This is a genomic window from Sphingomonas sp. FW306-05-A (genome assembly GCF_058782275.1).
Genome location: NZ_JBYSXN010000002.1, coordinates 1 through 21684 on the forward strand (window position 1 = coordinate 1; position 21684 = coordinate 21684).

22 protein-coding genes are annotated in these 21684 nt (G+C 66.8%); 5 read left to right on the plus strand and 17 right to left on the minus strand.

The window, feature by feature from the left end; genetic code table 11:
• Positions 1-294 precede the first annotated feature (294 nt).
• From AC3WJR_RS08855 to AC3WJR_RS08865, 3 genes are read right to left on the minus strand one after another with little or no spacing between them, the layout of a single operon-like run.
• On the minus strand, positions 295-1362 hold the full coding sequence (locus AC3WJR_RS08855; protein WP_492724267.1) for a lipocalin-like domain-containing protein: 1068 nt from the start codon (positions 1360-1362) through the stop codon (positions 295-297).
• Complete coding sequence (locus AC3WJR_RS08860) at positions 1362-3887, minus strand: FtsX-like permease family protein (RefSeq protein WP_492724269.1); 2526 nt, start codon at positions 3885-3887, stop codon at positions 1362-1364. Before AC3WJR_RS08860 ends, AC3WJR_RS08855 begins: the two co-directional genes overlap by 1 nt.
• Complete coding sequence (locus AC3WJR_RS08865) at positions 3880-4674, minus strand: ABC transporter ATP-binding protein (protein WP_492724271.1); 795 nt, start codon at positions 4672-4674, stop codon at positions 3880-3882. Before AC3WJR_RS08865 ends, AC3WJR_RS08860 begins: the two co-directional genes overlap by 8 nt.
• Positions 4675-4759: 85 nt before the next feature.
• Between AC3WJR_RS08865 and AC3WJR_RS08870 the strand changes: the two genes are divergently transcribed.
• Positions 4760-4963 carry a DUF5818 domain-containing protein gene (locus AC3WJR_RS08870; protein WP_492724273.1) on the plus strand — a complete coding sequence of 68 codons (204 nt, stop codon included), beginning with the start codon at positions 4760-4762 and terminating at the stop codon, positions 4961-4963.
• A 6-nt stretch (positions 4964-4969) separates the two neighbouring features.
• Here AC3WJR_RS08870 and AC3WJR_RS08875 read toward each other — a convergent pair whose 3' ends face one another.
• The gene (locus AC3WJR_RS08875) at positions 4970-6265 is read right to left on the minus strand and encodes an MFS transporter (RefSeq protein ID WP_492724275.1); all 1296 of its coding nucleotides are present in this window, start codon (positions 6263-6265) and stop codon (positions 4970-4972) included.
• Entirely contained in the window at positions 6262-7140 is an 879-nt protein-coding gene (locus AC3WJR_RS08880; RefSeq protein ID WP_492724277.1) for a TauD/TfdA dioxygenase family protein, read from the minus strand. The genes AC3WJR_RS08875 and AC3WJR_RS08880 overlap by 4 nt, the downstream gene beginning before the upstream one ends.
• A gap of 206 nt (positions 7141-7346) precedes the next feature.
• On the opposite strand from AC3WJR_RS08880, the gene AC3WJR_RS08885 reads away from it, so the two are divergent.
• Together AC3WJR_RS08885 and AC3WJR_RS08890 are read left to right on the plus strand one after the other, a co-directional pair.
• Positions 7347-7760 carry a hypothetical protein gene (locus tag AC3WJR_RS08885; protein WP_492724279.1) on the plus strand — a complete coding sequence of 138 codons (414 nt, stop codon included), beginning with the start codon at positions 7347-7349 and terminating at the stop codon, positions 7758-7760.
• A gap of 27 nt (positions 7761-7787) precedes the next feature.
• Positions 7788-8855 carry an extracellular catalytic domain type 1 short-chain-length polyhydroxyalkanoate depolymerase gene (locus AC3WJR_RS08890; RefSeq protein ID WP_492724281.1) on the plus strand — a complete coding sequence of 356 codons (1068 nt, stop codon included), beginning with the start codon at positions 7788-7790 and terminating at the stop codon, positions 8853-8855.
• 25 nt (positions 8856-8880) lie between these two features.
• On the opposite strand, the gene AC3WJR_RS08895 is transcribed toward AC3WJR_RS08890, so the two are convergent.
• The 3 genes from AC3WJR_RS08895 to AC3WJR_RS08905 are packed head-to-tail and all read right to left on the minus strand — an operon-like array spanning position 8881 to position 10909.
• Positions 8881-9249: a hypothetical protein gene (locus AC3WJR_RS08895; protein WP_492724283.1), complete on the minus strand. Its 369-nt coding sequence runs from the start codon at positions 9247-9249 to the stop codon at positions 8881-8883.
• Positions 9249-10118: a metallophosphoesterase family protein gene (locus tag AC3WJR_RS08900; protein WP_492724285.1), complete on the minus strand. Its 870-nt coding sequence runs from the start codon at positions 10116-10118 to the stop codon at positions 9249-9251. Before AC3WJR_RS08900 ends, AC3WJR_RS08895 begins: the two co-directional genes overlap by 1 nt.
• Positions 10115-10909, minus strand: a complete 795-nt coding sequence (locus AC3WJR_RS08905; protein WP_492724287.1) for a hypothetical protein — start codon at positions 10907-10909, stop codon at positions 10115-10117. Before AC3WJR_RS08905 ends, AC3WJR_RS08900 begins: the two co-directional genes overlap by 4 nt.
• Before the next feature lie 215 nt (positions 10910-11124).
• Between AC3WJR_RS08905 and AC3WJR_RS08910 the strand changes: the two genes are divergently transcribed.
• On the plus strand, positions 11125-12240 hold the full coding sequence (locus AC3WJR_RS08910; RefSeq protein ID WP_492724289.1) for an alpha/beta fold hydrolase: 1116 nt from the start codon (positions 11125-11127) through the stop codon (positions 12238-12240).
• A gap of 82 nt (positions 12241-12322) precedes the next feature.
• Here AC3WJR_RS08910 and AC3WJR_RS08915 read toward each other — a convergent pair whose 3' ends face one another.
• Positions 12323-12844 carry a hypothetical protein gene (locus tag AC3WJR_RS08915; protein ID WP_492724292.1) on the minus strand — a complete coding sequence of 174 codons (522 nt, stop codon included), beginning with the start codon at positions 12842-12844 and terminating at the stop codon, positions 12323-12325.
• A gap of 292 nt (positions 12845-13136) precedes the next feature.
• Between AC3WJR_RS08915 and AC3WJR_RS08920 the strand changes: the two genes are divergently transcribed.
• Entirely contained in the window at positions 13137-13601 is a 465-nt protein-coding gene (locus tag AC3WJR_RS08920) for a hypothetical protein (protein ID WP_492724294.1), read from the plus strand.
• A 346-nt stretch (positions 13602-13947) separates the two neighbouring features.
• Here AC3WJR_RS08920 and AC3WJR_RS08925 read toward each other — a convergent pair whose 3' ends face one another.
• The 8 genes from AC3WJR_RS08925 to AC3WJR_RS08960 all read right to left on the minus strand — a co-directional run bounded on the left by AC3WJR_RS08925 (position 13948) and on the right by AC3WJR_RS08960 (position 21541).
• Positions 13948-14745, minus strand: coding sequence for a MetQ/NlpA family ABC transporter substrate-binding protein (locus AC3WJR_RS08925; RefSeq protein WP_354284542.1), 798 nt, complete (start codon positions 14743-14745; stop codon positions 13948-13950).
• A gap of 17 nt (positions 14746-14762) precedes the next feature.
• A complete protein-coding gene (locus tag AC3WJR_RS08930) occupies positions 14763-15428 on the minus strand; it encodes a methionine ABC transporter permease (RefSeq protein ID WP_492724296.1) in 666 nt (221 codons plus the stop codon).
• Positions 15425-16159, minus strand: a complete 735-nt coding sequence (locus tag AC3WJR_RS08935; protein WP_492724299.1) for a methionine ABC transporter ATP-binding protein — start codon at positions 16157-16159, stop codon at positions 15425-15427. The genes AC3WJR_RS08930 and AC3WJR_RS08935 overlap by 4 nt, the downstream gene beginning before the upstream one ends.
• Positions 16156-17172: an LLM class flavin-dependent oxidoreductase gene (locus tag AC3WJR_RS08940; protein ID WP_492724304.1), complete on the minus strand. Its 1017-nt coding sequence runs from the start codon at positions 17170-17172 to the stop codon at positions 16156-16158. Before AC3WJR_RS08940 ends, AC3WJR_RS08935 begins: the two co-directional genes overlap by 4 nt.
• A complete protein-coding gene (locus AC3WJR_RS08945) occupies positions 17172-18077 on the minus strand; it encodes an ATP-grasp domain-containing protein (protein WP_492724307.1) in 906 nt (301 codons plus the stop codon). Before AC3WJR_RS08945 ends, AC3WJR_RS08940 begins: the two co-directional genes overlap by 1 nt.
• Positions 18078-18189: 112 nt before the next feature.
• Complete coding sequence (locus tag AC3WJR_RS08950; RefSeq protein WP_492724311.1) at positions 18190-19539, minus strand: FAD/NAD(P)-binding protein; 1350 nt, start codon at positions 19537-19539, stop codon at positions 18190-18192.
• Positions 19540-19684: 145 nt separating this feature from the next.
• On the minus strand, positions 19685-20032 hold the full coding sequence (locus AC3WJR_RS08955) for a hypothetical protein (RefSeq protein ID WP_492724313.1): 348 nt from the start codon (positions 20030-20032) through the stop codon (positions 19685-19687).
• Positions 20033-20047: 15 nt separating this feature from the next.
• Positions 20048-21541, minus strand: coding sequence for a L,D-transpeptidase family protein (locus AC3WJR_RS08960; protein ID WP_492724315.1), 1494 nt, complete (start codon positions 21539-21541; stop codon positions 20048-20050).
• Between the last annotated feature and the right edge of the window lie 143 nt (positions 21542-21684).

The following is a 21684-nucleotide window of genomic DNA, read 5'->3' on the forward strand; positions in this document are numbered from 1 at the left end:
ACCGTGTAGCCGCCGCCCACATGTCCCTTCATCTAAAACCAACAATGTCAAAGAGCGCAGAATACCGACGCCTTGTCACACCCTTCTTTCAAAGGGCGAACCGAGCGCCGAGGATCTGGTGACTGCAGAAGCGAACCGTCCGGTCCGTCGCTGCGGTGGAGTGGTCTCTACGGGGCGAACCAAAGCCCGTCAACGCAAAAGTTTCACGCAATGCGATTTTTTCAAGAACCCCTTCAGGGCGCGCTGGTGCCCGTGCAAACGCCATCACGAGCCGTATGGCGGACCCACCCCGAGCTACATCGCCAAGGGCGCCGCATAACCGGTAAGCTCGAGATACCCTCGCCCCCCCGGCGTACGAACCGCACCCTCCCAATAGACGGGCAAGCCACTCCGTCGGGCATCGAGTTCCTGCGCAACGAACATCGGGGTCAGACGCCGTGTGATACGCCTCCCGCCGACCCGGATCGTGAGGTCCTGGATGACCGGGTAGGTCGCCCCGGTCGCGCGACTGCGCCATGTGGCCACAGGGCGGAACACCACGTCATTCGGCCCGAATACGGTCGTCGTGCCATCGCGCATTCGCAACGACCCTCCGGCCCATAGCGTCCCGCCATCCTTGCGACGGATGCGAAACGCCATCAGCGCCGACCCGTCATCGAGATTGAGCCCGGTCCAGTCCCACCCTTGCGCTTCCGGTGCGAGATAGTTGGACGACCATTCCCGATCTAGCCACGCACTGCCCCGCACGCCAACGTGGCGGCCACCGCGCTCGACCGTGCCGCTGACCTGCAGATGCGGGACCGAATAATAATAGCTGCCCTCGCCGGGCCGTGCGCCTTTGCGGCTATAGCCCCCCTGCCCTTGCGGTAGCGGCGGTTGGGTCGGATCGAAGGTGAGCGCGAGTTTGAACCCGTCCGCGGCGATGGTGGTGTGCCATCGCCCATCCGCGCCGCGGCGCAAACGCCAGTCGCGGATCGCGACGTCGGCGTCACCTGTCGTGGCGGAGGCGAGACCGAAGCCTTGCCGCGCGGCGCGCTCGCCGTGCAGGAGCTTGCCGTTGTTCGGGTCCGACAGCGCGGCGTGGGCAAACAGGATCTGCGACGGGGCAAATCGACTGGGGTTTGCGGGGTCGCCCGGGGGACGCGTGCGGAAGAACGTCACCTGAAAGCCGAGGTCCTTGCCCGCCGCGGTACGAAGCCAGCCGGTCACGTACCACCATTCGGTGCGAAACGTGGGATGCGCGCCGTGGTCGGCGGGAAACCGCAGGACGATTCCGGGGCGGACTTGCGGATATGGCGTCGCTGCAGGCGCCGCCACACCGATCGCACCGAACACAGCGATCATCGCACATAGGCGTAGCATCACCAATCCTCCCGAACCGAGGCGATCGCGCTGCGGGCGGTCGCGCGCCGCCCTGCCAATACCGCGGTCACCGTTGCCGCGCCGGTCAGGGCGGCGGTGACAGTTGCCAGTGTTAACAAGGGGATACGCGTCGTCATCGTCCAGTTGAACGACTGCGGGTTGATCACATGGATCAGCACCTGCGCCAGCACGAGCCCGAGCAAGATCCCGGCAAGCGCGCCCGTCAGCCCGACGATCGCGCCTTCGGTTGCAAGCATATCAGTCAGTTGGCGGCGGGTCAGCCCGAGATGGCGGAGCATGCCGAACTCGCGTTCGCGCGAGATCGTCTGGGCGGACATGGTTGCCGCGACCCCCGCCAGCCCCACGAGAATCGCCACCGCTTCAAGCAGATAAGTGACCGCGAAGCTGCGATCGAACAGCGTCAGCGCGAGACGGCGCAGGGTCGCGGGTCGCGTGATCTCGACCTGACCGCGCAGGCTCGCTGGGAGCCGTGCGGTCAGCCCCGCCGCGACGCGATCGATGTCGTAACCTTTTGCTACGGTTGCGGAAATCTCGTCCCGGCCATCGTCGCCGGTCAGCCGCTGGTAATCCGCTTCGTCGATCAGCACCGCCCCCGCCTGCCGCCCGTAATCGCGCCAGACCCCTGCCACGAAGAAGCGCCTTTTCCCCGCAATTGGCAGCAGAATCGTGTCGCCCGGGTCCCATTTGTAGAGCCGTTGCGCCGGTTCTGACACCCAAACGGGTATGGTTTGAGCCGGAATTAACCGCGCACGGTCGATCAATACGAGCAGCGGATCCCGCGCATTGCGCTCGGGCCGGGCGATCAGGCTGACCGGGGGTCGATCGGCGGTGATCGTCAGCGGGATCTGGCGGCTGAACGCGACGGTCGCGATCCCGGGGGTTGCCGCCAGCCGCGTGCGCGTCGCGGGATCGAACGACGCCCCCGCCGTGGTGCGCGCGTACAGGTCCGCGCCGAGCACCGCGCCGAGCCAGTCGTCGACCGCGCCCCGGAAGCTCGTCACCATCGTCGCCATCGCGATCATCAACGCGGTCGAGGCGACGATTCCGCACAAGGCCGTCGCGGCTTCGCCCGGTGCGCCGTACAGGTGGCGGACCGCGAGCATCCGGGGAACACCGCCCTGCCCGCGCGCCGCGATCGGGGCGAGCAGCGTTCGCGCGAACCACGGCACGCCTGCCACGCCTCCCGCCAGAATCAGCGCCATCCCGATGAACCCGAACACCGGCAATCCACCGACCGCGGGCAGCAACGCGACACCCGCGCCCGCCGCCAGCAGCACGACCGCCGGGATCCAGGGGACGGGTCGGCGCGGATCGAGCACATCCCCGGCGTTCTTGAGGGCTGCAGCCGGTGCCGCGCGGGCCGCCGCCAGCGCTGGGAGTGCGCTGCCGAGGCACGCCGCGGCCAAACCGAGCGCGAAGAAGCCGGACGCGGCGAGCGGCTGGAACACCATGCGCACCCCGCCCCCGCCGAAATATCCAGCGCCGAGATCGCCGCCGAACCAGCGCAACGCCCCCCACGCCAGCCAATAGCCCGCGAACAGGCCGACTGCGGAGCCGACCACGCCGATGACGACGCCTTCGGTGACGATCGCGGCGATGACTGCGCCGCGTGGCATGCCGAGCGTGCGAAGCAAGGCGAAGGCGCGCTGACGGCGCACCACGGACAGAGACTGCGCGGAATAGACCAGAAACCCGCCGGTCAGCAGCGCAACGAGCGCGAGCATGTCGAGATTGACGCGATAGGCGCGCGACAATGCATCGCCTTGCGCGTTCTGCGCCGCCGCGGTCGACAGGATCGCATCCTCGGGCAAAAGCGCGCGCAGCGCGGGTTCCGCAACGGACCGATCGGACAGTGCGAGATCGAGCCGGTCGATCCGTCCCAGCTTGCCGAACCGCCACTGCGCCGCCGCGATGTCGATCACGCCGATCGCGACGTCGTCGACCGCAGGCAAGGTTCCCGCAATCCGCAGCCGGACGGTCCGCCCGTTCGCGACCACGGGCACGGTCGCTCCGACCCGCGCCCCGGTCTGCTCCAGCGCCCGCTGCGACAGGTACAAAGCGGTTTCGTCGAACGCGGCGTCATTGTCGGCATCGGGCCCCGCCGCGCGTCGCCCGATCAGCGATGGCGTGACATTCGCCGCACGGACCACATCGACCCCCAGCACCGTCAGCCGGGTCTTGCCGATGCGTGCGGACAGGCTGACGACGGGGCTCGCGTCGGAGACACCGGTCGTCGTGGCGACGCGCGGATAGACGCGTTCGTCGAAGCCGAGCGGACTGGTGCCCCGGATCGACAGCTCGGCCGCACCGCTGACGCCGCGCATCGCGCCGTCGAACGACGACAGCGCGCTGCCGTTGACGAGATGGACCGCAAAGCCGAGCGCAACGCCGACCGCGATCGCGACGGCGGTCGTCACGAAACGCGCTGGGTGGAACCGCCACTCGCCGCCGATCAGCCAGCCGAGCGCAAGCCTTCCCGAGATCAGCCCGGCGCGTTCAGCCACGCCGCTCGACCAATCCGTTCGCGCCGAGCGTCAAGACGCGATCGGCGATCGCTGCGCTCGCTTCGGAATGCGTCACCATCACGCCCGCCGCGCCGTTCCCCCGCACCGCTTCCGCGAACAATGCCAGCACGCGTGCGGCGGTTTCCGGGTCGAGATTGCCGGTCGGTTCGTCCGCGAGGATCAGTGCGGGGCGGTGAACCAAGGCACGTGCGATCGCGACGCGCTGCAATTCGCCGCCGGACAGATCGCGCGCATAGCCGCTGCCGCGCCCTGCCAGCCCGACCGCTTCGAGCATCGCCTCCGCGCGCGCATCCGCGGCGCGCACGTCGGGGGACACGAGCGCGAGCGGGAGCGCGACGTTCTGCCGCAGCGTCAGATACGGAAGGATATGGAAGGCCTGGAACACGAAGCCGATCCGTTCGCGCCGCAAGCGGGTGCGTGCGGTCTCGTCGAGGGTGCCGAGAACGACGCCGTCGACCGCGACCGTGCCGCTGTCCGCATCGTCGAGCCCCGCGAGAATATTGAGCAGCGTGGATTTGCCCACGCCCGATTCTCCGATGATCGCAACCAGTTCGCCGGGCCTCACCGCAAGATCGAGATGGCGGAACAGGTGCCGCGGCCCGGGCACCGACTTGACCAGCGCCTGAACGTTGAGCAGCGCGCCGTTGCCGCCCTTCTCCCCAAGCGAGACTTCGCCCATCGCCAACGCTCCGTTCCCCCGGCGCGGATCGCGATCGACCGGCACCAGACGGGTACAGTCGATCCGGCCATTCGGTTCCCTGTGCAAGCGAAGATCGCGTGCCGGGCGGAAATGGGTGTCGATCGCGTCCGGTTGATGGCAAACCGACGCGCGCAGGGATCAAGCAGGAACGATGATGGACATTGGGACGAGCGTAGATGAAACCGGGACACTGATCCGCGACGGCGGGGCATTCTATTTGCAACGGGATTTGGGCGGCCGGTTCGCGCTCGAGTTGCAGCGGACCCCGGTCGATCTGGTCGAGAAACGCGTACGGTTGCGCGGGACAATCGTCGGCCTGGAGCGAGTCAGTGCCGACGGGGTCGCCCCCGCCTGACCGGCTTCATGCCGTGCCGGGGTCGAACGGGCGGTCCGGCCGCATGAAGAACGACAGACCTGCGCCCACGAGCAGGAGCGCGATCGACGCCAGGAACGGCGCAGTCCAGCTCCCCGTCAGGTCGAGCACCGCGCCGAACACTAGCGGCGACAGGATTCCCGCGAGGCCAAAGCCGAAGTTCATCATCCCGCTGGCGGCACCCGCATGGTCGGGCGCGATGTCCATCGGCACCGCCCAGATCGGCGCGACGACCAGTTCGGAGAAGAAGAAGGCAATCGACAGGCAGATCGCAACCGTGGTCAGGTCATGCGTGAGCACCACCGGGATCAGGAAGACGAACGCGCCGAGCATTCCGGTGATGATGACGTTGCGCCGTGCCGCCTGCAAATTGCCGGTCGCGCGGTAGATCCGGTCGCTGACCAGACCGCCGACCGCATCCCCCGCCACGCCGCCGAGCAGGACCCCGGCGGAAAACAACGCCGAATGCGCGAGATCGAGATGGAAGTTCTTGAAGAAGAACGAGGGTAGCCAGGTCAGGAAGACCCACAGCGTCCAGCCGTAGCAGAAGTCGACCGCGGTCACCGGCGCGATGCGGCGCGCGAGCCGCCACCAGCGCACCGGCGGCGTCTTCGATCGCGTGGATACCGGCGGCAGGGCCGCGATGTCGTCCGGGGTCATCCCGGGATGGCTGCGCGGATCGTCGCGTGCGACCCAGAACCACAACGCCACCCAGATCAGGTTGAACAATCCGAGCGCGACGAATGCGCCACGCCATGACGCGAAGGTCAGGACCGCGACCACCAGCGGCGGGGTCAGCGCATTGCCCAGCCGTGCCGCCGCATGGGTGATCCCCTGCGCAAACCCCCAGCGCGATACCGGCAACCATGTCGCGATCGCGCGCGTCGCGCTGGGGAAAGCGAACCCTTCGCCGAAGCCGAGCGCAAGCCGCAGGGCGAACAAGGAGGCAAGCCCGCCGACCAGCCCGGTCAGCATCGTCGCCACGGTGACGAGCGCGCCGCAGAATAGCAGCGTTCGCCGCGTGCCGAAGCGATCGCTGATCCACCCGCCGAACAGCTGGATCAACGCATAGGGGTAGGAGAAGGCCGAGACCGCCAGACCGAACTGCGCGTTGGTCAGCCCGAGGTCGGCGGTCATCGCGGGCGCGATCGTCGCGATGTTGACGCGCTCGACGTAGAGCACGAGGTACATCACGCAGAGCACCGCGAGCACCTGGCTCGGAACGCTCACCCCGAACCCGCGACGGCGCGGACCGTCCGTCGCCTGCCCTGCCCTGCCGATCACGCAGGGCGGCTTTCGCCCTTGATCTGCGTGCGATGCATCACGCGCCGCATGTTCGGATCGAACGGATCACGCCGGTGCATCGTGCAGCGATTGTCCCACAGGACGAGATCGCCGACCTGCCAGACGTTGGTCCAGGTCAGCGCCGCCTGATCGACATGGCTCCAGAGGTCGTCGAGCAACGCCTCGGACTCCGCCAAGTCGAGCCCCTCGATATAGGCGTTACGGCGGCGTCCCAGATACAAGGCGGGGCGGCCGGTTTCGGGGTGCGTGTAGACGAGCGGATGCAGCGCACCCGGCGCTTCGCGCGGATCGTCACTCGGGGTCACGCCCTGCCGCACATAGCCGCCGCTGTTGTACGTCCCGTCATGCTTTACGCGGCGACCCGCGATCCGCTGCTTCAGGGGATCGGGAAGCGAGTCGTACAGCGCGTACATGTTGATGAAGCTGGTGTTCCCGCCGGTCGGCGGAACCTCGAGCGCGTAGAGCGCGCTCGCCTTGGGGGGCTGCTCGACGTAGGACATGTCGGTGTGCCAGACCGCCTCGCCATTGCCGAGGCTGCCGATCGGCTCGCCATTCTCTACGACGTTCGAGACGACATATAATTCCGGCATCCCGCCGACGACGCGCCGCCCGGTCTCCTGGATCGGTGCATGGTCGAGCGCCCCGAGGCGTCGGCTGAACGCGATGAGATCGGCGGGCGTGAGATCCTGGTTGCGGAATAGCAGGACGAGGTTCTGCAGCCAGGCGGCGTGGATCGCGGCGAAATCCGCGTCGTTCAGCGTCCGCAAGTCGATGTCGCGGACTTCCGCGCCGAGTCCGCCGGTCGTTGGACGGACGTCCAGATGCGCGCTGCTGCGTTGGCGATCTTCGATCATAACCACTCCTGTTTCGCGCGACCCGCCAATATTCGGAGGGCGTGGTCGCGTCGCAGGAGGATAGGGAAACCGGCCGCCAGCGCTGCCTTGCAAATGTTTGGCCGCGGTAAAGTTTTGATGTTTCTCAGGGGCATCCGTTCGGCTGTCCTTGAATGCGCCCATTGAGCCATCCACATACCATCTATGTGGATGGTGGGATGATAAGCATGGCTGTCGGATTGCGCGAGGCAAAGCAGAGCGAAAGCGAGAAGATCACGATCAATCTCGGTTTCGTCGATCTTGGCTATGTCGATCTCCTCGTCCGCGAGGGGTTCTACGGCAATCGCACCGATTTCATTCGGACGGCAATCCGCAACCAGCTCGACCGCCACGGCGAGGCTGCGCGCCAGTCGACCGTCCGCCGCCAGTTACAGCTCGGCCTGTGCCACTATGCCGCACGCGATCTCGAAGCGACGCGCGCTGCGGGCGAGTTGCTCGACATTCGCGTGCTCGGCCTTGCCACCATCGCCGCCGACGTCACGCCGGAACTTGCACGGGCGACGATCGGTTCGATCACCGTGCTTGGCGCGCTGCATGCGAGCCCCGCGGTCAAGGCCGCGCTCGCCGACCGCATCGCCTGACCCCTTTCGTACGTGGAGTATCCTATCATGGCCCTGATCCCTTCAATGGCCGAGGCGCTACGGCTGACCCGGTCCGGCGATCTTCTCGGCGCGACCCGGCTGGTTCGCGGCGTGATGACGGGTGAGGCAGCGCCTGCCGCTTCGCCCGCGCGTCCCGCGACGCGCGTGATCGACGTGACGCCCGGCCGCACCGCGGCGAAAGCCGATCCCGTCGGCGCCCGCACACCTGATTCGGTGGGCAGTTTCGAGGCGCGATCACACCGCGGTCCTGCGGGGACGATCGACTATATGCTGTATCGTCCGGCGGGTGCCCGTCCCGACATGCCGCTCGTCGTCATGCTCCACGGCTGCACGCAATCGCCCGAGGATTTCGCGCGGGGGACGCGCATGAACCAACTGGCCGACGAGTACGGCTGTCTGGTCGCTTATCCGCGCCAGACCCCGTCCGCGAACATGCAGAAGTGCTGGAACTGGTTCCAGCCGGGCAACCAGCAGCGCGACCGCGGCGAGCCCGCGCTGATCGCCGGGGTGGTGCGCGACATCGTTGCGCAGGAACAGGCCGATGCGACCCGCGTCTACGCCGCGGGCCTGTCCGCCGGAGGCGCCGCCGCGGCGATCATGGCGGATGCCTATCCCGACGTCTTCGCGGCGATCGGAGTCCATTCGGGGATCGCCTGCGGCGCAGCCCGCGACTTGCCGAGTGCGCTGTCGGCGATGAAGAACGGCAAGCAAGGGAGCACGACACGCCATGCCGGTGCGACGGCGCGGTTCGTGCCCGTCATCACCTTCCACGGCGATCGCGACACGACGGTGGGCGAGGTCAACGCGCGCGATATCGTCCAGGCGGCCACCGCTGCCACGACCGTGAAGGATCCCGTGACCGTCGAGACGGGGAGCGCGCAGGGCCGCAGCTATTCGCGCGCGCTGACCCGCGATGCGCAGGGGGTCGTCGTGATCGAGCAATGGACGATCGCGGGTGCGGGTCACGCCTGGTCGGGCGGTGACGCGGCGGGGTCCTATGCCGACGCCGCGGGCCCCGATGCGTCACGTGCGATGCTGGACTTCTTTCTGACGCACAACCGCAGCGGATCGTAACGCTATCGCGTCGATCCAGCCTGCATCAATTTTCGAAATAGCGACGCGACCGCGGCATCCGCCGCCGCTTTCGCGTCGCAAATGCCCAGCAGACGAGCCCGATGCCGAGTTGCAGCAGGACGATGATCGCCACCATCACGATGTTCATCCCGGGCACCCCCCGCGCGAACGCAAGCGCCGCCGCGACGGGCACGAGATACGCGAGACACGCGAACAGCACGCGGTTCCGCTCGCGCAGTGCAGGCGCGTCGAACGGCGCGATCGCGGCGAGGCACGCCGCCGCCACGATCAACGCGATCGCCACCCCGATCGGCGCGCCCAGGACGAGCGACAGCACCATAGCCGCCAGCGTGACGACCGATACGATCGCCGCGAAAATTCTAAGACGAAGCATTATAAGCCTCCTGGGCTGATCTTTGGCCCACGCGGTGCCGATCCCGCCGCCGCGTCGTCGGGCGACCGGGCTTGCAGGAACCCGATGCGTCGGCCGTCGAGACGCACCGCGCTTAGGGCGCCGGTCGCATAGGCGCCAGTGTCGATCCCGATCCGGTTGGGCAGGACGACGGGTTCGGCGGAACTCCAGCTGTGCCCGTGGACGACGACTTTCTCGAACCGGTAATCCGATGTGAGGAATTCCTTGCCGATCCACAGACAGTCTTCGTCATCCTGCCGCGCAATCGGGACGCCCGGTTTCATCCCGGCATGGACGAAGACATAGTCCCCGCAGACATGCGTCACCGGTAACCCCCGCAGGAATTCGAGATGCGACGCGGGCATCTTGTCCATCAGGCGATCGCGCAGCCGGAAACATTCCTCGTCAAAGGCATCGGGCGCGATGTCGGAGAAGCGGACGCCGTAGGACGTCAGCGTCGCCTTCCCGTCGCGGCGCAACCACGCGAGGCTTTCCTCGGGCTGATCGATGAAATCGAGCAGCATCACCTCGTGATTGCCGCGCAGGAACACGACGTCGAGCGCGGCATGGCGCGCCAGCCAAATGAGCGCGGTCACGACGTTGGCGGTTTCCGGCCCGCGGTCGACGTAGTCGCCACAGAAGACCAGCAACGGCGGAACCGCGACGTCCGCCGCCTCGACATCCGCCACGATCGCCTCGAGCAATGCCGACAGCTGCGGGTAGCAGCCGTGGATGTCCCCCACCGCATAGACGATCCGCCCATCGGTCGACGTCGCACGCTGCGACGGCGGCGCGTCGGGCAGGCGCACGATCTCGATGTCGACGGCGGTTCCCTGGCCTGCCATCGTCATTCGTCCAGATCGCGCCGCGCGCGGTCGAGCGTGTCGGCGAGCGCGTCGTAGCGCTCGATCGTGCCGTCGGGATCGTCCAGCGACATCTCGCGTGCGCGAATCCAGCGACGATTGACCGCGGTGAGCTGACGGACCGAGACGCCGCTGCGCCGCGCGCGGCTATAGGCCAGACGAAGCCGTGCATCCGCGTTGAGCACGTCCTGATAGATACAGCGATCCTCGAGGCTGCCCGGCGCACAGCCCGCGGCTGTGCTTCCCCGACGCGCGGGGCGTGCAACCTCGGGCTCGGTCAGCATGGACGACGGGGCGGACCGCGCACCACGCTCTGCCGGGAGCGCGCGCGCGGCGGCGTCTTCGGTTTCGCCGGTCGTCCGGCGAAGCGGTTCGATCGCGGGCGCGCGTGGCTCCACCGTGCGGTTGCCGTCGGCGTCGACCAGCAATTCGGATCCGGTCCGCACCGATGGCGCGACCAACGCGACGGTCTGGACCGCGGCCGAAGGCGAAGCCGTCGACCGGAGCGAGGTCCGGTCAGGCGCGATTGCTGCGCGCGACGCCGATCGAGGATGCGACGAATCCTGGCTTACATAGCCCACCGCAAGCATCGTCGACGCAGCCACGACCAGCACCGGCGCGACGATCGTCAGCCCCCGCCAGCGACGCCCGCCCCGCGACGATTTCCCCGAACCGACGCGATCGAGCGGCACCGTGCTCGCCAGCCCACGTTTGGCCAGCGGCTTGAAGATCCGATCCATGTCGGCTGCCACGGGATCCGTCGGCAGGTTGGTTACCATCGATACGCTTCCTTTCAGCGCGCCCCTGTTGCGGTGGACGCCTGTACTCGCACTTAACAGCTATCCGAAACAGGTATGCCGATCCAAGCGGGCTTGTCCGGAGATCATGGCTCAGATCGGGAAACATGCCGCGATAAGGTGGGCCGTCAGCCCTGGAGGCGGCGTGGAACCAGCAATCGCTTGGCAGTCGCGCCGATCGAGGGCAGAAAAGTGCCATGTTATCCGCATTGCTGTTCGTGCTCGCGCAAGCGACGCCATCGCCGACGCCGAAACCCGCGCAAGTCCCGCCGCTGACCGCGGCGACGACTCCGGGCAAGCCATCGACAAGCTGGCCGGCACGCGATGCGCAATTTGTGCTGCGCAACTTCCGCTTCCGCTCGGGCGAAAGCATGGCCGAACTGCGGATCAACTACACCATGCTCGGCCAGCCGCATCGCAATGCGCAGGGCGAGATCGACAATGCGGTGATGATCCTGCACGGCACCGGCGGCACCGGGCGTCAGTTCCTCAGCCCGCAATTTGCAGACGAACTGTACGGCCCCGGGCAGCCGCTCGATATCCGGCGCTACTGGATCATCCTGCCCGACAACATCGGTCACGGAAAATCGTCCAAACCGTCCGACGGGCTGCACATGCGCTTCCCGCATTACGACTATGACGACATGGTCGACGCGCAATATCGGCTGCTCAAGGACGGGCTTGGCATCGCGCGGATGCGGTTGATCATGGGCACGTCGATGGGGTGCATGCACGGGCTGGTCTGGGGCGAGACGCATCCCGACTTTGCGCGCGCTTTGATGCCGCTTGCGTGCGAACCGGTCGAGATCGGGGGATTGAACCGGATGTGGCGGCAACTGGCGATCGACGGGATTCAGGCCGATCCCGCCTGGGCGAACGGCGACTATCGCGCGCCGCCGGTGCAGGGCCTGCGCACCGCCGCCAGCCTGTTGTTCGTCGCGGGCGCGGCGCCGCTGTATTTTCAGGCGCAATATCCGCGGCGGCAGGATGCGGAGGCGTTTGCGCGGCAGCGCGTGACGGCATCGATCGCGTCGACCGATGCGAACGACCTGATCTACCAGATCGACGCGTCGCGGACCTACGACCCGTGGCCGAAGCTCGAACGGATCACCGCGCCGACGGTATGGATCAATTCCGCCGACGACTTCATCAACCCGCGCAACCTCGACTTGCCGACCCGCGCGGTCGCGCGGATGAAGGACGCGCGTTTCCGGCTGATCGCGGAGACCGACGACACGCGTGGCCACGGCACGCATACGGCGGCACGCTTCTGGAAGCAGGATCTGGTGGAGCTGCTCGACCGGACGAAATGAGCCTGATTAGCAGGCCGTAGCCGCATCAGGCGGACTGGCTGCCAACGCGCAATTGCAGCACGTCGCGTTTGGGTCGCTTGCGCTATCTGCTCGCCAGCCACCCCAATAATGCGAACATCATCAGTGCCCACAAACCGCCCTCTGCGCGAAGCAGATAGGCGACGCCCATGACGCCCACCGCCGCCAGCGCGATCGCCAGGACGCTTCCGTCCGCGAGCGACGTCAGCACGACGATACCGCCCAGCAGCGTTCCCGCGGCGTTGGCGATGATCCAGAGATACGACAGGCCAGCGCCGATCGAGCCCCACAGCGGCAGCTTGATCGTCGCAAAGCCGCGCATTTGCCCCGGAAACAGATCGGCCACGAGATGGAAGCCGATCCCGAAGCCCAGACCCGCGGCGATCGCCCATGTGCGCTGATCGAGGAGCGCGACGAAGGGTGGCAAGACCCCGTGCAGCAACGCGCTCCGGTGCCCCAGCCGAAGGCGGCTATCCAGGTCCGGGAGTGTGATCCCCGCCGCCGTCGCGCTGACCACTGTCGCAATCAGGACCCACGGCCCGCCCCCGCCCTCGAACGCCAGAAGGACCGCAATCAGGAGAAACATCAGCGCTGCCATCGGGGCGCGCTAACCGGATCGTACCCGTTTTGTCCATGATTTGTATCTGCTATGGTGTCGTGGGAGGTTGGGGACACCTAACGTTTTGCGCAATGTCGTGCTCTCGGATCGCAAGGACGTTCCGCACCGGTTACGTACAGACGGCGATGACGGGAATCGCGCGATGCCGTGCAGATACTCGGCGATCGAGGATGATATCTCCGCCAGCTCAATCTGCCCGAAGTGATCAGTCTGCAAACGCCCAATTGCAGACACTGCATCATTGTGCGAGCGTGTGTGGGTGAAGATCCTGCTGCCTTTGGCGCTAGTTACGATGGGCGCGGCTCCGGTCGACCATCCTCGCACCTATCTTCTTTCAATCGGGCGGATACCGCTGAAGGATACAGAGAGCATTGAGGCTTTTGCCATAAAGACGTGGGGCGTCGAATTTAAATCAGTGTGCAGCATTCCGGGCGGCTGGCGGATCAAGGCCGGTAGTAGTGCCACGCCGAACGGCGACCTTGAGGGAGAAGGAAGCCAGGGCGCGACGTGGTTCAATACCGCCAACCCCAAAGAGCTTCGTAACTTCGTTCTCGTTACTCTCTACGCGCCGGTGCAGCGTGCTGACATTGGTTCACCCGATAATGGTGTGCCGGCGACGTTCAAGGGAACCGCGACTGTTAGCACTGACAACGGTGATGTGCAGCGCACGCTTAGCTATCGAAACATCACCCTCGTTCCAGCACGTCGTTGTCCTATTCGATAGGTCCGGTTTCCACCAATGTCGGCCATTCCGCTTCCCCCCAAAGGCTGCCGTCATGCTGAACGTGTTTCAGGATCCACCGCGGAACAAGCATGGTCTGGACTCGTGGAGGGCTGGATCCTGAAACACGTTCAGGATGACGGACGGTTTTGCAGACCTCTCGCCGACGCGGGAATGACGGCCAGGTTGCAGAAATTCCGCCCCCAACCGTCATTGCCGCAACGGCAGCGCTCCGCCAATCGGTCGTCCGGACGTTGTGCTGAAACCGGTCGGTTTGGGTTCACGACCCAAACCTCGCGGTGGTTCCGCCTTAATCCTTCCGATCCACCATTGGAGCAAGGGACAGCCCTCAGAACGCGGGCAGCACCGCCCCCTTGTAGTGCGTCTCGATAAATGCGCGCGTCGCCGGGCTCTGGAGCGCGGCGATCAGCTTGACCACGCGCGGATCCTTCTCCTCACCGCTGCGGCCAACGACGAAGTTGACATAGGGCGACTTCGCGTCCTCGATCACCAGCGCGTCACGGACCGGGTTGAGCTTCGCATCCAGCGCGTAATTGGTGTTGATCATCGCCAGATCGACCTGATCGAGCACCCGCGGCAAGGTCGCGGCCTCGAGTTCCTTGAACTGCAGCTTGCGCGGGTTGCTCGCGATGTCGCCGAGCGTCGCGAGCGGGTCGGCGGGGTTCTTCAGGCGGATCAGCCCGGCCTTCTGCAACAGCAGAAGCGCCCGCCCGCCATTGCTCGGTTCGTTCGGGATCGCGACGGTCGCACCCGCCGGCAGCGCGGCGATCGTCTTCCATTTGCGCGAATAGCCGCCGAGCGGTTCGACGTGGATCCCGGCATAAGGCACGAGATGCGTCCCCCGCGCCGCGTTGAACGAGTCGAGATACGGCTTGGTCTCGAAGTAGTTCACGTCGATCTGCTTCTGGTCGACTTGCAGATTGGGCTGCACGTAATCGTTGAAGACGCGGATCTGCAGGTCGATGCCCTGCTTGGCGAGCGCCGGTTTGACCGACTCCAGGATCTCGGCGTGCGGCACCGCGGTCGCCGCGACGGTCAGCGTATTGCCGTTCGACGGCGCGCCACCGCGCGAACAGGCGGCGATCGCAAGGATCGGCAAGGCGGCAAGCAGCAGGCGTCGGTTCATCTTGGGTGTCCTGAAGTTCAGCGGCGCGTGAAGGCGGCAGCAAGCCGGTCGCCGGCGAACTGGATCGCCTGTACGAGCAGCACGAGTAACGCAACCGTAACGATCATCACGTCGGTCTGGAAGCGTTGATAGCCGAAGCGGATCGCAAGGTCGCCGAGCCCCCCTGCCCCGACTACGCCCGCCATCGCGGTGAAGGATACCAGCGCCACCGCGGTCACGGTCGCGCCGGAGATGAGGCCGGGGAGCGCCTCGGGGATGAGCGTGCCGGTCACGATCTGGAGCGGGGTTGCGCCCATCGCCTGCGTCGCTTCGATCGTCGTGCGGTCGACTTCGCGCAATGCGCCTTCGACAAGGCGGGCGTAGAAGGGTGCTGCCCCGACCACCAGCGGCAGGATCGCACCGACCACGCCGAGCGACGTCCCGACCAGCGCGACGGTCAGCGGGATCATGACGATCAGCAGGATGATGAACGGCACCGATCGCAACACGTTGATGATCACGCCTAAGACGACATGGAACACGCGGTTCTCGCCGATCTGCCGCTTGCCCGTCGCGTACAGCAGCACGCCGAGCGGTAGCCCGAGCACGATCGTCAGCGCGAGCGACGCCGCGAGCATGACGAGCGTGTCGCCGGTGGCCGCGGCGATATCCGCCCAGTTCACGTTGGAAAACCAGCCGTTCATGCCTCGAGCCCCGCGAGCATCCGGCGCGTCGCCGGGTGCCGGGCGTCGGCGAACACCGCGTCGACCGTCCCGGTTTCCACCACCTGCCCGCGTTCCAGCACTGCGACCCGGTCGCAGACCGCACGAACGACGTCCATTTCGTGCGTGATCAGCACGATCGTCAGCCCCAGTTCCTGATTGAGCTGGCGCAGCAGCGCGAGCACGCTCCGGGTCGCTTCGGGGTCGAGCGCGCTGGTCGCCTCGTCGCACAACAGGATGTCGGGACCGGTCGCGAGCGCGCGCGCGATGCCGACGCGTTGCTTCTGCCCGCCCGACAGCTGGGCCGGATATTTGGCGGCATGGTCGGTCAGGCCGACGCGGTCGAGCAGCGTCGCGACCCGCGCCTGCCGATCCGTCGCTCCGATCCCCGCCAGCTTGAGCGGGAAAGCGACATTCTGCGCGACGGTGCGCGACGAGAGGAGCCCGAAATTCTGGAAGATCATCCCGATCCGCCGCCGCAGCGTGCGCAAGCCCCCGGGGGCCAGGCCAGTGACGTCGACTCCCTCGATCTCGACGCGCCCGCTCGTCGGCCGTTCCAGCGCATTGATCAGCCGGATCAGCGTCGACTTGCCCGCGCCCGACGGGCCGATGACCCCGAACACTTCCCCACGCGCAACCGACAGCGACACGCCGTCGAGCGCAGGCGCGCCATTCCCGTCAAACCGCTTCGCAATGTCGATCAGGTCGATCACGCGGTACCGATCACTTGGGCTGCGAACCGTTCCATTTCCTCGGCCTGTGGGCTCATCTGGAGCAGTAGCAAATCGAGCCCGACGCCTTCGTAATCCGCGATGCGTTGCCGCAATTGCTCGGGCGTGCCGACCAGATGTGGGCGAAGTCCCCGGTTGGACACAGAATATTCCTGGATCTTGAGATCGCGCTCCAACTGCGTGCCCGACAGCCATTGGTCGAAATTGGCGTATCCCGCGGGCAGATCGGTGACCGTGGTGATCCGCTCGAGCTCGCGCTGCGCCTCTGCCTCGCTGTCGCGGACGATCGCATAAGCGGCCATGCCGTATTGCATCGGCGCTCCTCCGGCCGCCTGGCGACGCGCGGCCATGTCGGCGATCTTGGGTGCGATCGCGTCGACCGGGTCGCCGTGCATGACATAGGCGTCGCATTGCGCCGCGATCAGCGTCTTGGCCTTCTCGCTTTCGCCCCCGGCATAGACGGTGGGGCGCTTGGCGGGCTTGGGCGCGCAAATCGCGTTCTCGGTGCGGTAGAATTGCCCGGCGAAGCTGAACCGCTCCTCGGTCCACAACCCGTCGACCACCGTCAGCCACTCGGCGGTGCGGGCATAGCGGTCGTCATGCTCGTCGAACTGCAGCCCATATTGCTTCGCCTCGTCCGCCCACCACGACGACACGACGTTGAGCGCGAGCCGCCCGCCCGCGATCCGGTCGATATTGGCGGCGGCCTTGGCGAACAGCGCGGGGTGGTGGAAGTTGGGGCGCACCGCGACCATCAGCTCGATCGTCTCGGTCACCGCGGCTAGCGCGGCGGCGGTCGACCAGGCATCCAGCGCGGGCTGTTCGACGCCCTTGATGTCGTTGAGGTTGAGCTCGGCGATCAGCGTCAGATCGTAGCCGATCTGCTCCGCGCGCTGGGTCAGACGCTTCGTATAGTCCCAGCTCGCCTCCATCCCCTCGTCCGCCACGTTGCGCAACCAGCCGCCGAAGACGGGAGTCCAATAGCCATAGCGCATCAGCGAGCGTCCTCGATCACGGTCAGGAGATAGTCGACCAGCCGGTCGTGCGGCTCCCAGCCGAGCACGTCGAGCGGCTTGGCGACGAAATTGGAGAGTGCGTTGATGTCGTAGAAACGGGGCACGCCATCGCGATCGTCGATCATCACCTCGACCCCGCCGACGTCCAGCCCCGCCGCCGCCGCGATCGCCTCTGCGGCGGCACGGAGTTCGGGCGCGGGCTCGGCCGACACCATCGGGATCGGTGCGCCTGGAACCTGGCACGCATCCGCCGGGCACAGGTCGAACGTCCCGCCGCCCGCGATGTCGAGCGCGTACAGATAGGCACGGTCGAGCGTTTCGATCCGCGTGACCGTGCCGTTCCGCGCGGGGACGTAATCCTGGACCAGCAACACGCCGTCGACGCTCGTCGGCAAGGTCTTGTCCGCAACCGCGGCGCGCAGTTCGTCCATCGAATCGTAGCGAACGATCCCAGCGCCCGATCCACCGATGTTGGCCTTCACGACCAGCGGGAACGCGAGCGTCGCCGCCGCCGCTTTGACGTCGGCCGCCCGGTGGACGACGCGCGTCGCGGGGATCGCGAGCCCAAGCCCCGCAATCAGCGACAATTGCCGCGCCTTGGACGAGTCGATCGCTAGGACTTCCGGACCGTTGACGATCCGTGCGCCGGCCCGCCGCCAGTGGTCGAGCAAGGCAATGCCGTGGAAGATCGGATGCTCGTCGCTGCGCAGAAAGCTCGACATTGCGATGCGGTTGAAGACGACCTTCGCGGGGGGCTGGCGGTCCGCCGGATCGTAATGCCCATCGGGACGCAGCGCGGCGTAATCGACACCGCGCCGGTCGAGCGCGGCAAACAGCGGCGTGAACCACGCGGGATGTTCGTAAAGCAAAGCGAGGTCGGTCACGCCGTCTCCAGTTCCTGTCGGGCTCTCCCCGCCTCCATGACGCGCGGGAACAGTTGCGTCGGCAAACACCTGCTTGCCGCAAACCAAGCATTTCTTGGAATTCGGGAAATCGCTAGAGGCCTTCCGCGACCCAATGCGCGTTGGAAAGCCGTCGGGCAAGCGTCCAGGCCTGCGTGCGGATATCGGGCACCGCGACGATTTCCCAGAACGCGCCGCGCGTCATCGGGCCGAGCGCGAACAGCCGGTCGTTGGGGGCGCCATCGTCCGCGACCACCCGCATCTGATCGTCCACGTCGATGCCGAGCCCCGCCGCATCCGGGCGGATCGCACCGCGCATCGTCAGGCGGTTGAGGACGGGTTCGCTGGTGCGGCGCAGGTCGCCTTGCGGGCCGGTGCAGTTGATGATCCGCTGGACCTCGATCCGTTGCTCCTCGCTGGCACCACGTGGCCTGAAACCGACCGACAAACCGTCCGAAGTCGGCTCGACCCGGGCGACCTTGCCCGCGATCAGCTCAAGCCGCCCGGCGTCGCGCAGCGCATCGATCCGGCTGGCGACATCGGGCGCGAGCCGATGGCGGTGGATGTCCCACCACGGTCGCGCATGGCGGATGAAGCGTGAGCGCTCCTCAGCGCTCGCGGCACGCCAGATGTCCTGCGTGAACGGACGTAGCTCGTCGATCGCGCCGCGCCAGCCGATCTCCGCGCCGCGCGCCCGCAATGCGCGCACGCGTTCCGACAGGATCGGCGCGGAACGTTCCTTGATCGGCACGAACGGCGCGCCCGGCGCGGCGTGGGCGTGCGGCAGCAATCCGCGCCGCGACAATGCGACGATCCGTCCGGCAAACCCCTTCGCATCGAGCAGCAGCACCACGTCGACCATCGTCAATCCGGTGCCGAGGATGAACACGGTATCGTCGGGGCCCAGCCCATCGGTTGCCGCCGCATCCCAGCAATTGCCCGCATATCGCCCAGGCGGAAGCCCATCGAGGTCGAGCCCGCCCGGGGTGGGCGGCGGTAAATTGCCGACCGCCAGGATCGCGGCATCAGCCTTGATCTGCGCACCGTCGCGCAGGACGACGCGAACCGCCGCCCCGTGGATGACGTCGATCGCCTCGCCCTGAACGATCTGGAGCCGGTCGGGATGCTCAGCCGCGACGCGATCGAGCACGCTGCGGAGATAGGTGCCGTACACAAGCCGGGGCACGAACGTGTGCCCGGTCGCGGCGTGACCCTGCGTCTCGAGCCAGCGCACGAAATGCGTGGGATCGTCTGGGAAAGCGCTCATGTTCGACGCGCGCACGTTGAGCAGATGCGTCGGATGCGCCGCGCCATACGCGAGCCCGATCCCGGCATCCGCCTGACGATCGACCAGCGTCGCGCGCGGACCATCATGCCGCACCAGGTTGATCGCGGCGAGCGAGCCCGAAAAGCCCCCGCCGATGATCGCAACATGTTCGATCACGCGGCAGCCCCGCCGTCGTCGAAGCGCTCAACGTCCATGATAGTCTCCAGCCGTCCGTCGTCTCAACGGTTCAAGCCGTGCAAAGGTCGCGCGCCGTCCCGCAGCACGACCGTCATGACCGGTCGGTCCATCGCTCCAACCGGCGTTACTTGTTTTCGACCGGGTCCGCCGCCGTCGTCGGATCCGCCCCGGCGTCCTTGCGCACGCTGCGTGCGGTCATTCCGGTGGCGGACGCGTCATCCATCATCTGCTCATCGGGCGCGGTCGGGGCCGGCGGCGGGGTGTCGTCGATCATTGCCGTGTTCGCCGTCTCGGTCGGCTCTACGGGCGGTGGTGCCGGCTCGGGCGTCGGCGTGGCAGGCTCGGGTGCGACGATCTCGGCGTTGTCCGATCCGTTGTCGGTATAGACGGCTTCGTCATCTCCGCCCGAGCAGGCGCCAAGGTTGAGGGTCAGCAGCGTCGCTGCAACGGCAAAGGCAAATTTGCGGTTCATTCGATGTTCTCCTGCTCAGCGCGCGGCGAGCGTTTGCGTCTGCCGGGCGGACCGTGCCTCGATCTTGCTCGCGAGCGTCCCGTCCCACTTGTACGGATCGTCGCGGAAGCTGACCTGCCCGTTCTGGTTCGCAAACGCGGTCCAGTACAGCAGATACACCGCAACTGGTGCCGCAAGCTTCGCGCGGACGGTCTTGCCCGCCGTCACCGTATCGTCGATCGTCTGCGCCGACCATTCGGGCGTGTTGCTCATCAACTGCTTGGCAAGCGCGCCCGGCTTTTCGAGCCGCACGCAGCCGTGGCTCGCGAGGCGGTCGAACCGCGCGAACCCCGCCTGCGCGGGTGTGTCGTGCAGATAGACGGCGAACGGATTGGCGAAATCGAACTTGTACCGGCCGAGCGCGCTGCGTTCGGACGACTGCTGCAACCGCTTGCTGCCGTCGCCATTGTCGATCACGCGGAAACCGTTGCGCGCGAGATAGCCCGGATGCGCCTTCTCCTTCGGCCACAATTCCTTGCCCGCGATCGTCGAAGGCACGTTCCATGGCGGATTGAGCACGATGCTGTGGATCTGCGACACCAGCATCGGGGTCTCGTCGCCCGGACGGCCGGTGACCGCCTTCATCGACATGACCGGCGCGTCACCGTCGAACAGCGTCAGCACGGCGGCGGCGATGTTGACCTGCACGCGGTTCTGCTCGAGCGTCGGCGGCAACCAGCGCCAGCGTTCCATGTTCGCCTTGATCTGGCGAATGCGCGCATCGACGGGGACGTTGAGCGCCGCCAGCGTCTGCGCGCCCAGCGTGCCCGTCGGGTTGAGGCCATAGCGGCGCTGGGCGCGGCGCAGTGCCTCGACCAGGCTCGTGTCGAACTTGTCGCCGCTCGCCTTGACCGTCGAGTCTTCTGCCGCGAGCCGCTTGCGCAGCGCGACGACGCGCGCGCCGCTGCTGCCGAAGGTCACGTCCGTTCCGGCGAGTTGCGACCAACCGCCGTCTTCCTCGATCGCGCGATAGCGGGCGAGCCCTTCGACCAGCGTGTCATACCCCGCATAGGGCGGCGGCAAGGCGGCGACCCATGCGCTCAGCCGGTCGTTGACGATCGCGCTACGGAGCGCAGGAAGCGGATCATAGGCGACGGGGCGCATCGCCCAGTCGCGCTGGAAGTCGCCCTCGGCAAGCCGCCCCGAATGGACCGCGCGCGCATGATCGAGCGCCGCGCGGATCAGCCCGTCGTTATCGCGCGGCACCGTGCCCGGCGTGTCGCTCAACCCCTGCGCGACCACGTCCTTGCGGATCAGCTCGGCAAGTTGCTTGGACTGGCTCGCGCTCAGCGTCGGCAAGATGATTTCCGGCGCGATCAGCGGCTGTACCGTCTGCGGCGGCGCGGTGGGGACGACCGGCGCCTGCATCGTCGGCGGGAGCAACGATACCGGCGGTGGAGTCTGGGCGAATACCGGGAACGGGGCAAGACAGGCACTCGCCACGGCATAGCGGGTCAGCCCGGATACCATGCGAGTAAGGGAAGATTCTGTGCGGCGCTTCATAGTCATGGAAGCGCCTCTAACACGGCATCGGCGTGCTCTGCATCGCCTAATTGGGGTTTCGGCCCGACTTGACCCGAACGATTGCAGATCAACGGGTTGCCGGGAGCAAA

Bases quoted from the DNA above. Each gene is read 5' to 3' on its own strand.
- AC3WJR_RS08905 (WP_492724287.1), bottom strand. From the start codon at position 10,909: ATGGTAACCAACCTGCCGACGGATCCCGTGGCAGCCGACATGGATCGG.
- AC3WJR_RS08855 (WP_492724267.1), bottom strand. From the start codon at position 1,362: ATGCTACGCCTATGTGCGATGATCGCTGTGTTCGGTGCGATCGGTGTG.
- AC3WJR_RS08890 (WP_492724281.1), top strand. From the start codon at position 7,788: ATGGCCCTGATCCCTTCAATGGCCGAGGCGCTACGGCTGACCCGGTCC.
- AC3WJR_RS08940 (WP_492724304.1), bottom strand. From the start codon at position 17,172: ATGCGCTATGGCTATTGGACTCCCGTCTTCGGCGGCTGGTTGCGCAAC.
- AC3WJR_RS08900 (WP_492724285.1), bottom strand. From the start codon at position 10,118: ATGACGATGGCAGGCCAGGGAACCGCCGTCGACATCGAGATCGTGCGC.
- AC3WJR_RS08885 (WP_492724279.1), top strand. From the start codon at position 7,347: ATGGCTGTCGGATTGCGCGAGGCAAAGCAGAGCGAAAGCGAGAAGATC.
- AC3WJR_RS08880 (WP_492724277.1), bottom strand. From the start codon at position 7,140: ATGATCGAAGATCGCCAACGCAGCAGCGCGCATCTGGACGTCCGTCCA.
- AC3WJR_RS08915 (WP_492724292.1), bottom strand. From the start codon at position 12,844: ATGTTTCTCCTGATTGCGGTCCTTCTGGCGTTCGAGGGCGGGGGCGGG.
- AC3WJR_RS08910 (WP_492724289.1), top strand. From the start codon at position 11,125: ATGTTATCCGCATTGCTGTTCGTGCTCGCGCAAGCGACGCCATCGCCG.
- AC3WJR_RS08870 (WP_492724273.1), top strand. From the start codon at position 4,760: ATGATGGACATTGGGACGAGCGTAGATGAAACCGGGACACTGATCCGC.
- AC3WJR_RS08895 (WP_492724283.1), bottom strand. From the start codon at position 9,249: ATGCTTCGTCTTAGAATTTTCGCGGCGATCGTATCGGTCGTCACGCTG.
- AC3WJR_RS08930 (WP_492724296.1), bottom strand. From the start codon at position 15,428: ATGAACGGCTGGTTTTCCAACGTGAACTGGGCGGATATCGCCGCGGCC.
- AC3WJR_RS08955 (WP_492724313.1), bottom strand. From the start codon at position 20,032: ATGAACCGCAAATTTGCCTTTGCCGTTGCAGCGACGCTGCTGACCCTC.
- AC3WJR_RS08960 (WP_492724315.1), bottom strand. From the start codon at position 21,541: ATGGTATCCGGGCTGACCCGCTATGCCGTGGCGAGTGCCTGTCTTGCC.
- AC3WJR_RS08925 (WP_354284542.1), bottom strand. From the start codon at position 14,745: ATGAACCGACGCCTGCTGCTTGCCGCCTTGCCGATCCTTGCGATCGCC.